The sequence below is a fragment of the Fervidobacterium changbaicum genome, from assembly GCF_004117075.1.
In the GTDB taxonomy this organism is placed as follows: Bacteria; Thermotogota; Thermotogae; order Thermotogales; family Fervidobacteriaceae; genus Fervidobacterium; species Fervidobacterium islandicum.
Window position 1 is genome coordinate 1,754,922 of sequence record NZ_CP026721.1, and the last position, 11,323, is coordinate 1,766,244.

11 protein-coding genes are annotated in these 11,323 nt (G+C 43.7%); 3 read left to right on the forward strand and 8 right to left on the reverse strand.

Translation table 11 applies throughout. The features are described from left to right. Positions 1-10 precede the first annotated feature (10 nt). The 3 genes from CBS1_RS08045 to fliY are packed head-to-tail and all read left to right on the forward strand — an operon-like array spanning position 11 to position 2,670. Positions 11-532, forward strand: coding sequence for a flagellar basal body-associated FliL family protein (locus CBS1_RS08045; protein ID WP_090222552.1), 522 nt, complete (start codon positions 11-13; stop codon positions 530-532). 36 nt (positions 533-568) lie between these two features. Continuing rightward, positions 569-1,570, forward strand: a complete 1,002-nt coding sequence (gene fliM / locus CBS1_RS08050; RefSeq protein WP_090222554.1) for a flagellar motor switch protein FliM — start codon at positions 569-571, stop codon at positions 1,568-1,570. Further along, a complete protein-coding gene (fliY, locus tag CBS1_RS08055) occupies positions 1,567-2,670 on the forward strand; it encodes a flagellar motor switch phosphatase FliY (RefSeq protein ID WP_090222555.1) in 1,104 nt (367 codons plus the stop codon). The genes fliM and fliY overlap by 4 nt, the downstream gene beginning before the upstream one ends. 40 nt (positions 2,671-2,710) lie before the next feature. Here the strand turns inward: fliY and CBS1_RS08060 are convergent, their stop codons facing one another. The 8 genes from CBS1_RS08060 to mgtE all read right to left on the reverse strand — a co-directional run bounded on the left by CBS1_RS08060 (position 2,711) and on the right by mgtE (position 11,294). Then, positions 2,711-4,024 (reverse strand): GH1 family beta-glucosidase, encoded by a 1,314-nt coding sequence (locus CBS1_RS08060; protein ID WP_407918647.1) that lies wholly within the window; start codon positions 4,022-4,024, stop codon positions 2,711-2,713. Beyond that, positions 4,024-4,593, reverse strand: coding sequence for a Gx transporter family protein (locus CBS1_RS08065; RefSeq protein ID WP_241685504.1), 570 nt, complete (start codon positions 4,591-4,593; stop codon positions 4,024-4,026). The genes CBS1_RS08060 and CBS1_RS08065 overlap by 1 nt, the downstream gene beginning before the upstream one ends. Further along, positions 4,518-4,922 (reverse strand): NusG domain II-containing protein, encoded by a 405-nt coding sequence (locus tag CBS1_RS08070; protein ID WP_033191544.1) that lies wholly within the window; start codon positions 4,920-4,922, stop codon positions 4,518-4,520. The genes CBS1_RS08065 and CBS1_RS08070 overlap by 76 nt, the downstream gene beginning before the upstream one ends. A 3-nt stretch (positions 4,923-4,925) precedes the next feature. Continuing rightward, positions 4,926-6,041, reverse strand: coding sequence for an imidazolonepropionase (hutI, locus tag CBS1_RS08075; RefSeq protein WP_236938396.1), 1,116 nt, complete (start codon positions 6,039-6,041; stop codon positions 4,926-4,928). Between the two features lie 77 nt (positions 6,042-6,118). Next, positions 6,119-6,712, reverse strand: a complete 594-nt coding sequence (gene rdgB, locus CBS1_RS08080; protein ID WP_033192549.1) for an RdgB/HAM1 family non-canonical purine NTP pyrophosphatase — start codon at positions 6,710-6,712, stop codon at positions 6,119-6,121. 26 nt (positions 6,713-6,738) lie between these two features. Then, positions 6,739-9,549: an excinuclease ABC subunit UvrA gene (gene uvrA, locus CBS1_RS08085; RefSeq protein WP_090222560.1), complete on the reverse strand. Its 2,811-nt coding sequence runs from the start codon at positions 9,547-9,549 to the stop codon at positions 6,739-6,741. Positions 9,550-9,552: 3 nt separating this feature from the next. After that, positions 9,553-9,903: a hypothetical protein gene (locus CBS1_RS08090; protein WP_033191541.1), complete on the reverse strand. Its 351-nt coding sequence runs from the start codon at positions 9,901-9,903 to the stop codon at positions 9,553-9,555. 41 nt (positions 9,904-9,944) lie between these two features. Next, complete coding sequence (mgtE, locus tag CBS1_RS08095) at positions 9,945-11,294, reverse strand: magnesium transporter (RefSeq protein WP_033191540.1); 1,350 nt, start codon at positions 11,292-11,294, stop codon at positions 9,945-9,947. Positions 11,295-11,323 lie beyond the last annotated feature (29 nt).

The window sequence follows — 11,323 nt, forward strand, 5'->3', positions numbered from 1 at the left end:
AGGGCAAAGTATGCCTGAAGAAGTTGAACAACAGCAAGAGCAGGCTAAAGGTAAGGGTGGATTAGGGAATTTAATAAAAATGATAGTAATACCATTGGTAGTCTCACTGGTTGTCAGTTTGGTGGTCTTCTTCGTACTTGGTTCGAACAGACAACCAAGTCAAGCACAGGAAGAAAAAACAACCACTGCACCTGTCCAGATAAAAGCTGTTGTCATTTCTCCTGGAAAATATCAAACTTTCATGCTTAAAGGTGGAAGGGATGTTGCGGTAGTTGATTCCTTGACGTTGCTTGTAGGTAGTGAGCCGTGCCGAGCGGCGGTTGCTGATAAGAACGACGAGATAATGGACGCACTTGCAACGATATTCTTGAGTAAAGAAAGATTTGACCTTGTCACCCCAGCAGGATTAGATTTGTTAAAGAAACAAATCAGAGAAGCGGTTAATCAGATCACTGGATTTACGGGTGAAAAAGAAAAACTGGGCGTGTTGAATGTTTATATATACATAAAAGCGATAAGCACAGTGCAATAAAGATTTGAGAGCCCCTTTGATGGGAGGTTGTTGGTTTTGCCAGATGTACTGAGCCAAGAGGAAATAGACCGATTACTGGCTGCGCTTTCGCAAGGAGAAGTTAACATAGAAGAAGTGAAAAAAGAGGGCGAAGAGAAAAAGATTCGCACGTACGACTTTTTACGACCTCAAAAATTTTCAAAAGAGCAAATCAGAACAGTACAGATGATCCATGAAAACTTCGCCCGAAGCACTTCCACCTATCTTTCAGGTAAGTTGAGGTCGTTCACATCGGTAAACGTCGTTGGTATAGACCAGTTGACTTACGACGAATACATGAAGTCAATCGGCAATCCATCTTTCATAACGATCTTTACAGCCAGGGAATTAGTGGGTAGTGCTATATTCAACATGAGTTTGGAAATATTCTACGGCATTCTCGATGTACTTCTGGGAGGTCCTGGAGAACCAGGCGATGTTAAGAGGATACCAACCGAGATCGAAATGGGAGTAATAAAAAAAGAAGTTGTAAACTTGCTCACGGCACTTTCGCAAGCCTGGATGTCCGTGCATCCGTTCATTCCAGTTATTGAGTCCACGGAAACTAACCCCCAGTTTGTACAAATCGTCCCCAGTAGTGAAATGGTCATGGCTATAACGTTCTTCGTAAGTTTCGGAAAAGTCGAGGGTTACATGAGTATTTGCTGGCCATCTTCTGTGATAGAGCCAATAGGCGAAAAACTCACAACGCAAAGTTGGTTCAAAGTGAAACAGAAAGAAGCAACGGAGGAACACATCGAAAAACTCAGAGAAAATCTACAAAGAACTAAGATAGATGTTATTGCAATCATTGGAGAGACGGTGTTAACCTTGGGTGAAATCTTAACACTTGAGATTGGGGATGTAATAAGGCTCAAAGAACACTACGATGAACCAATAAAAGTAGAAGTCAATGGTCGGACCAAGTTCTTGGGAAAGCCAGGTCAATACAAGGGAAACTACGCAGTGAAAATCACCGATGTGGTTGAAGAGCCTAAAGAGGAAGGTGAAGAAGAATGATTGCCGATGATTTCTTAAGCCAAGAGGAATTAGACGCGTTACTCAAACAAGTTGTACAAGATGAAGGGCTCTCAGATATCGAGAAATCAATGGTTGGAGAAGTTGGAAATATAATTCTTGGAGCAGGTGCCACTGCGCTATCTAACATCTTGGGGAGAAAGGTCGAGATCTCAACACCTGAAGTTGAAGTTATGACTCTCAAAGAACTGAGAAATGGTGTATCCGGCGAAAAGGTATGTGTAACGATACATTTTGAAGGAGAGATCGAAGGACTCAACGCTATGGTTCTCGAAAAGCAGCTTGCATCGGAGATTGCGGACATAATGATGGGTGGATTTGGTAAACCTGAAAGTTATGAACTTGATGAATTCAAATTGAGCGCTGTTGCTGAAGCCATGAACCAGATGATGGGCTCAGCAGCTACCTCTCTTTCTGACATGATAAAAAAACCGGTCAGTATCATTCCACCGACAGCTGAGATCTTGAACTTCGACGATCCGAGCGTAAAATTCCCACCTATCGGCAATGATGAAGACAGAGTAGCAAAGGCAACATTTACAATGACAATAGAAGAGTTGCAACCTGCGAAGTTTTTCTTGGCGATGCCTATCCCATTTGTTAAAAAACTGTACGAATTGATATTTGGTTCTCAAGAAGTTGAGCAAAAGCAGACAGCTACAGCGACTTCACAAAGTTCTCAAGTCTCCGCATCAAAATCAACAGCTACATATGTTCCGCCGGCTCCGAGAAGAGAAGAAAAACAAGCGGTTGCGGCAAGACCTGTCCAATTTGAAGACTTTGGAAAGGCTCAGCAACCTTCGGAAAGGCCACACGTGCTCGATGAAAGACTGCAGTTACTTTTCGACGTACCGCTGAATGTCACAGTTGAACTCGGGCGAACGAAACTTACGTTGAAGGAAGTCATGGAGCTTGGAATAGGTTCACTCATAGAACTTGACAAACTCACTGGTGAGCCTGTTGATATCTACGTAAACAACAAACTAATTGCCCGTGGAGAAGTTGTAGTCATCGACGAAAACTTTGGCGTACGTATAACGGAGATTGTAAATCCAAAAGAAAGATTATACACATTGAAATAGAAAAAACTCAAAAAAGAAAGCCCCTGTCGGGGCTTTCTTTTTATGATTTTAGAAATTCTTTTAACCACAATGCGGAATCCTTCAATATCCTCTTTTGAGTGTTATAGTCGACATAAATTATACCGAACCGCTTTGAATAACCATAAGCCCATTCGAAGTTATCCATCAAAGACCAGATGAAGTAACCTTTCAAATCCACGCCTGCGTTGATAGCCTCCAAAGCCTTTTCAAAGTGTTTCTCCAAATACTCTATCCTGTATGTATCTTGAACTCTACCATTCTCCAGCTTGTCAGGGCCTGCCATACCGTTCTCGGTTATGTAAAGCGGCAATCTGTACCTTTCTTTCAGATAAACTAGCATGTCGAATAATCCTTGTGGATAAATCTCCCAGCCCATCTCCGTTTTTGGGAGGTCTCCTTGCACGTATGAAAATCCAAGCGGGTTGTTTGGATCAAAAATGACAAGCGTTCGCGTGTAGTAATTCACACCGAAGAAGTCTATCGGTGTGGCTATGATATTCATATCGCTATCTAGGATCTGCAACCCCTTTTCTAAATAGAGAGCAACAGCTTCCTCGGGGTATTTACCGAAAACAACCGGATCATGGTACCAAGCGTTGACAAACTTATCAACAAGACTTGCAACAAGGAAACTTTCCGGTTTTGAATCACCGGGCTCTATTTTCATCACCACGTTAGTCAAACCTACTTTTCCATCCTTCACTTCTTCCCTAAACGCTTGGACTGCATGACCATGGGCTCTCAAAAGATTGTGTGCTGCGATTAGTGCCTCTTGAAGATCCTTATGTCCAGGTGCATGCTCTCCGGTGAAGTAGCCCAAGAAAGACGAACACCACGGTTCATTGAGCGTAATCCAGTGTTTTACGCGGTCACCAAGTTCATTGAACATGAACGTTGCATAAGCTCTGAAATAGAGTGCTATATCTGGATTTAACCAACCACCTTTTTCGTACAATGCGTAAGGCAAATCCCAGTGGTAGAGTGTGATAAACGGTACAATATCGTTTTCCAAAAGCTCATCGACGAGTCTGTTGTAAAAATCAACACCTTTTTGATTGATGTTCTTCCCATCCGGCATCACTCGAGGCCATGAAATCGAAAACCTATAGGCATCCAAACCTATTTCCTTCATTAGCTTAATATCTTCTTTGTACCTATGGTAGTGATCGCATGCAACGTCTCCATTGTCACCATTTAACGTTTTACCGGGCGTATGAGAAAAGACATCCCAGATCGATGGACCTCTACCATCCTCGTTTGCAGCTCCTTCAATTTGATAAGCCGCCGTTGCCGTACCAAAAATAAAATCTTTTGGAAAATCAGACCGTCTGATCATTTTTCCACCCCCTCTTTTGGCATTTTCATATCCAACATAATCTTATGCGTCTTCACAGCCAGGTAAGCGTTTGCAAGTGCACCCAGTGTACCAAGCGTCATTACCAAGGGCAGAAAGACAAAAATAGCATTTGAGCCGATGAGGAAACTTCCTACAACAAACTGCACCAAGTTGTTCGTTACCATACCCAGAATACTTATCCCGAAAACACCAAATAGTTTAACTCTCGAAAACAGGCTTTGAACAACTGCAGAGGCGATACTACCGAAAAAACCCATGAAAAAACCCGGTGTGAATATCGTACCTGAAAGAATCGAACCAAGTAAAGATTTAGAAACAGCAAGGAGCAGTGCATCGGAAAGACCAGAAAAAACTGACAGATAAAGCACAAGAAAGTTTGAAAATCCCCATTTACCACCTGGCACAGGAAATGGTACTAACCCTTCAACCACGTAAACCACACTACTCAGGGCTATCATCGTTCCAAAAACTACCACGTTTCTGTGTCTACCGCGTTCTTGTGCTTTTCTTTTTTGAACTCTATTATCATCCTGTTTGGCACGCAAATTATACTCCCTCCTGGTCCCACTTTGCCTGTCTTTTCGCAGATCTTATCAGGACAATTCGACTCGGTAACCCAGACCTTCTGTCCGTCGAAATGCAAAGTCGTGACGTACTTGCCATCTTTGTTTTTAATGATCCAATCACCTGGTTCATTTACTCTTAGAACCTCTTCACCTTGGATCCTTACAGAAATTGCGCCACTCTGTAACTGGTAACTCGCTGCCTTTTTGTGGCTGAACACGTAATCAAACAGATACCAACCAACTCCCACAGCAACGACTACTATAACCAAGACGACGTCAACAACTCTCAACAATTTCCTTTCTGCCATTAACTACACGACCATCCTTCCGTTTATCAAAACGTGCTCTACAAAGTTCTCTTGCCACATATAGGGAATATTCAAAAACTCGTTAGTTTTCCAAAGCACCAAATCCGCTGGATAGCCTGGCCTTACAAGTCCGGAATCAAAACCAAGAAGGTGTGCGGAATTGACCGTGTAAGCGGTCAGTACCTCCTCTGGTTCCATCTTCAAAAACCTTATCGCAAGGTGCATGACAAAACTCGGCATGAAAATAGGGGCAGAACCGGGGTTGAAATCGGAGCCTAAGGCTACAGGTATTCCAGAGTCTATTATTTCTCTTGCCGGTGCGAACGATTCACCCAGATAAAAGCTTGTGTTGGGCATCAAAGTAACCATCGTATTGCTATTTGACAGCTCCTGGATATCTTCCTTCGTAACTTTTAAGACGTGATCAACACTAACTGCTTCCAAGCGCGCTCCAAACCTTGCTGCGCCCACATTTTCTATCTCATCAGCGTGCAAACGTATCTTGAAACCAAGTGATTTTGAAAATTTCAAAAAATCCTCTATCTCCTCAGGTAGATACGCTCCTTTGTCGCAGAACACATCGACAAAATCGGCAAGCCTTTCTTTCGAAATCTCAGCGAGTAGTTCCTCCATTTCGGAGATGTATTCACCAACGGATTTCTCTTTTGGCTTTGCGTGTAAGCCAAGGAACGTGGAAGCGATTTTATTGGGAAGCGTTTCCTTAAGTTGTTTTATGACTCTTAATTGCTTTAACTCATTTTCCTTATCCAGCCCATATCCGCTTTTACACTCTATTCCAACCACACCGTGTTTTGTAAACTCTGCGATGTAGGAAGCGGAAACGCTGTAAAGCTCGTCTTCAGACGCCAATCTTACAAGATGTGAAGTATAGTGTATACCACCACCGGCTTGGAGGATTTCAAGATACGTCTTTCCTCGAGCGCGCATGTAAAATTCCTTTGCACGAGAGCCGACGAAAGGAATATGTGTATGCGCATCGAACAGCCCTGGAGTGACGAGCTTGGCCTTCACATCTGCATTCTTGTGCGGACGTAAATCAACAATTCTACCGTCCCTAATGACGATATCTCTTTCCAAATATTCCTCGATCTTTCTCATCCCTTCCCCTCTTACAGGGGCTTGAACGCTGGGGGTTAAAATCCTTTCCGCATTGATGATAAACTCCTTTTCGTAATTCATGAGCCTATCTCTCCAACTTTTACAAGTGCATCGAAAAGCTTTCTAAAAGCGACGCTTCTGTGACTGATAACTTTCTTCACTTCCTCACCGAGTTCACCGAACGTTTTATCGTAACCTTTTGGTATGAATATCGGGTCATATCCAAAACCTTTGTCCCCACGTATTTCCCTACTGATCGTGCCTTCGACGTAACCTTCTACAGAAATCAAGAAGTTCTTAATAGGATTGAAATACGTAGCGGCACAGACGAACCTCGCACTACGTTCTTCGTAATTCCTCATCAATTGAAGGATACTTTCCATCTTCTCAACATAACTGGCATCTTCAAGGTACCTGGCACTCATAACACCTGGAAATCCACCCAGCACGTCAATAGAAAGACCAGAATCATCAGCGATGACAGGCTGCCCTATTTCTTTACCGTACTCGATAGCTTTGATAATGGAGTTTTCAATGAACGTTTCACCGGTCTCTTCAACATCTACTTCCCAATCTACCGTTTCGAGCATCACAAACTCTGGAATAACGAGTTTAATTTCTTCGATCTTGTGATTATTCTTTGAAGCAACGTAGATTCTCAATTTTTCGATATTTTTCTTATCACTATTCAAAGTACTCACGATGCTTCCCCCTCACTGCAACATATCAAAGATGGAATTTTGTCTAGCTTATCTGAATTTGACAGAACCATTTTTAGGTACTTCCCGGTCCATGACCTTTCAACTTTCGCGACTTCTTCAGGAGTACCAGTTGCAACGACGTATCCTCCATCATCTCCGCCTTCAGGTCCAAGGTCAATTACGTAGTCGGCTGACTTAATGACATCGAGGTTGTGTTCGATAACGATAACCGTGTTACCTTTATCAACAAGCCTGTTGAGCACCTCTATGAGCCTTTTTACGTCATCGAAATGTAGCCCTACCGTTGGTTCGTCGAGTATGTATAGCGTTCTACCCGTTGCCTTCTTTCTAAGCTCGGAAGCCAACTTCACCCGCTGTGCCTCGCCACCGGAGAGCGTTGTGGCCGGCTGTCCGAGTTTGATGTATCCAAGTCCCACATCGGAAAGCACTTGCAGTGTCTCCCGAATCGTTGGGATATTTTGGAAAAACTCAAGTGCCTCATCAACGGTCATATCCAAAACATCTGCGATGTTCTTACCTTTGTACGTCACTTCCAGTGTCTCTGAATTGTACCTCTTACCCTTGCAGACCTCACATTCGACGTAGACTTCTGGTAGGAACATCATCTCGATTTTGACAACGCCTTGTCCACCGCAAGCTTCACACCGTCCACCTTTGACATTGAAACTGAACCGTCCTTTATCGTACCCGCGCGCCTTCGCTTCCGGGGTCATTGCGAACAATTCCCTTATAGCGTCGAAGACCTTCGTATAAGTTGCGGGGTTACTGCGTGGCGTTCTACCTATCGGTGACTGGTCGATAGCGATGATCTTATCGATATGCTCGAGCCCTTCTATCCTGTCGTGTTCTCCGACTTCGTACCGTGTTTTGTGCAACTTATTGGCGATGGCTGGATAGAGTGTATCAATTATCAATGAACTCTTACCGGAACCGCTCACACCTGTAACGCATATGAATGTTCCAAGTGGAAAATCAACGGTTATATTCTTCAGATTGTTGTGCCTCGCTCCGACTATTCTAATATAATTCCCGTTCCCTTTTCTTCTCACTTTGGGAACTTCTATCTTCAATTTGCCCGAAAGGTACTTTCCAGTTATAGATTCCTCGCAACTGATAAGTCCGTCGAGTGTTCCAGAATAAACTATATGCCCTCCGTTAACACCTGCTCGAGGACCTACATCGACGATGTAGTCTGCACTCCTAATGACCTCTTCATCGTGCTCAACAACGAGCACAGTATTTCCTAAATCTCGCAATTCTTTGAGCATCGATATGAGCCTATTGTTATCCCTTTGGTGAAGTCCTATGGTCGGTTCGTCAAGCACGTATATTACGCCAGTCAATCTCGAACCTATCTGGGTTGCGAGCCTTATTCTTTGCGCTTCCCCGCCTGACAGCGTCCGCACATTTCTTGAAAGACTCAGATAACCCAGCCCGACCTGTTCCAAGAAATCCAGTCGTTTCTCGATTTCGTGTAGCAGTTCCCTCACAGCTTCCATCTGCTTTTCCGAAAGCTCTTTAGGTAAACTTCTTATAATTTCCAATTCCCTTGAGATTGGAAGGTCTGTAAAATCTATGATACTCAATCCCTTGATCGTAACGCTCAACGCTTCTTGCCTGAGTCTTTTACCTTTACACGTCTGACAAGTGCGCTCCACGAAGAAATTCTGAACGATCCACTCTCTCATCTCTTCAGAAGTGTATTCTTCGTAGCGTTCTTTCACAAGTGCGATAAGCCCTTCGAAGTATTCCGTTCCGTAAAGTAGAGCTTCTTTAGCTTCCTCTGGTTGCTCCTCAAAAGATTTGTACGGGTCCCCACCGTACTCGCGCACTATCCTCTCAATTCTCCTAGGGAGCCATCCATCTGCCTTGTGCCCTATCCTCAACCCTTGGACGACGGGGACGCCTTCCTCAAAAAGAGTGCGCTCGTCGACTTCGAGTTTGAAACCAAGGCCGTGGCAATCAGGGCACGCACCGTACGGCGCGTTGAACGAGAAGAACTTAGGATTTATTTCTGGCATCGAAAAACCACAGGAAAGACAGGAGAGCTTTTCAGAATAAAAGTGTTCATCATCGCCTGACCTTACCAAGACGAAACCGTTACCCTCTTTAAGAGCGAGTTCTACAGACTGAAAGAGCCTGTGCGAGTCGGTATCGGAAAGGTCCAACCTGTCGATAACCAAGTTTATTGTATGCCTAACGTTCTTATTTAACTCAGGAACCTCTTCCAATCTGTATATCTTCCCGTCGACTTCTACCCTCGTGTAACCTCTGTTAAGAAAAGTATTGAACTCGTCCTTGTATGTTCCCTTCTTCTCACGGGCTATAGGTGCAAGTATCATAATCCGCTTGTTTGAAAAGTGCTTTTGCACGCGAGTCACGATTTCATCCACTGACATCCTTTGAAGTTCTCTACCACAGTGAGGACAATGCGGTACGCCTATCTGTGCGTACAGAACGCGCAGATAATCGTATATCTCCGTCACTGTTCCTACCGTAGACCTCGGGTTGTGGGACACACTCTTTTGGTCTATTGCGATAGTCGGAGAAAGCCCCTCGATACTGTCTACATCAGGCTTTTTCAACTCACCGATGAACTGCCTTGCATATGTCGAAAGGCTTTCCAGATAACGCCTTTGCCCTTCGATAAAAATCGTATCCATTGCAAGGGAGCTCTTTCCAGAACCAGATAGTCCGGTAATGACTACGAGTTTGTTCTTGGGCATTTCTACATCGATGTTCTTTAAATTATGCACACGCGCACCTTTGACGATAATCCTGTCCATTGGCTAACTTCTAAACCTCCTTGAAAGTGCCGACCACAGCATGACCATGAAAACAAGGCCGAAAACCAACGTTTCAACACTCAGCGCAACTATTTTTCTCTGGATGTCATCGATACTTAGATAGTGATACGCAGCCGCTTGGAACGGGAAGAACCAAGTAATTGCCATAACTACAAAAACAATCGTAACGAAAATAGCCATGGTCCTGATAGAACTCCAAGCATCGTCCAGTTCTTCTTGAAGCCTTTGAAACCTTGCGTTGATATTCTCCAAATCTTCTTCATATCTTTTCAAATGCTCTTCTAATTTTTCGAGAGATTCTAAAAGCTTTCTTTCAAGTTCTTCCTTTTCCACACGTACCCCTCCTCGATGGAGACAAGCGGAAAGAGCCTATATTACCTTTTTATACCGAGCATGTGTGTGACAACCTCGAAGTATATCCAGATACCTGTTAGGTCTGTGATGGTTGTGATAAGTGGACCAGACATGACCGCCGGGTCTATCTTCATCAACTTACCCAAGAACGGTAGCATCGCACCTACGACATTTGCGAAGATAATTATTATGAAAAGCGAGAACGCTGCGGAAACATTTACCATGATATTATTCGAAATCATGAAACCTCTAATGAAAAGTACAGCACCAAGAACCCCACCAAGTATACTTCCAACGAGCAATTCTTTCAAAAATACCTTCCACCAATCCTTAAGCTCTATATCTCCCAGTGCCATACTCCTGATAATGAGCGTGCTACTTTGTCCCCCAGCATTTCCACCGGCATCAACCATTGTTGTCATAAATGCGGCTATAATTGGTATCATCGCGAGCACCTCTTCGTAACCATGGACGATAAAAGCGTTAACACTCTCCAATAATAGCAAACCAACAAGCCAAGGCAACCTATTTTTGATGAAGACCAAAGGAGAAGTGTGGAAGTACGAAGTCGTCGTAACGTTCATACCTGCCATCTTGTGGATATCCTCTGTGGCTTCCTCATCGATAACATCAACTATGTCATCGATGGTTATAATTCCAACAAGTCTCATATCGTTGTCCACGACAGGTATAGCATTCAAATCGTATTTTTTCATCAACTCAGCAACCTCTTCTTGGTCAGTTGTCGTCTTAACGTAAATCGGGTCAGGAGTATATACCTCTTCAATCAGTGTATCTGGCTCTGCGAAGAGTAAGTCTTCCAGTTTCACAGTACCGATGAGCGTTCTGTCCTCTTCAACTACGAAGATCGTGTAGATTGTCTCAGCGTCTTTTCCAAACTTGCGCACCTTTTCGAGTGCCTGCTGAACGGTCATGGATTTCGTGACGTAGATGAAATAAGGCGACATCAATCGCCCAGCTGAATTCTCGGGGTAGTTCAACACTTCTATTGTTTGTTCCCTTTCGCTTTTTGGGAGGAACGAGAGTAGTTTGGTGACAACATCGGCAGGCAATTCATCGAGGAGTTCAGCCCTATCCGCAGGGTCCATGTTTTTGAAAATCGATTTTATCTCATCATCAGTCAGCATCTTTACAAGTTCGAATTGTTCATCGGGCTCAAGTTTGGAAAAGACTTCCGCAGCGAGTTCTTTGTTCAAAAGGCGGAATACAACAGCTTTCTCGGATGTCTCAAGTTCTTCTATCATCTCGTAGATAACATTTGCGTCTTGATCTTCGAGCAACATCTTAAGTGTTCGAAAATCACCGCGCTCGATAAGTTTGCGGATATCAACCTGGATCTTTACCTTCATCTACGTCCCCTCCTTCGTAAGAAAGTTAT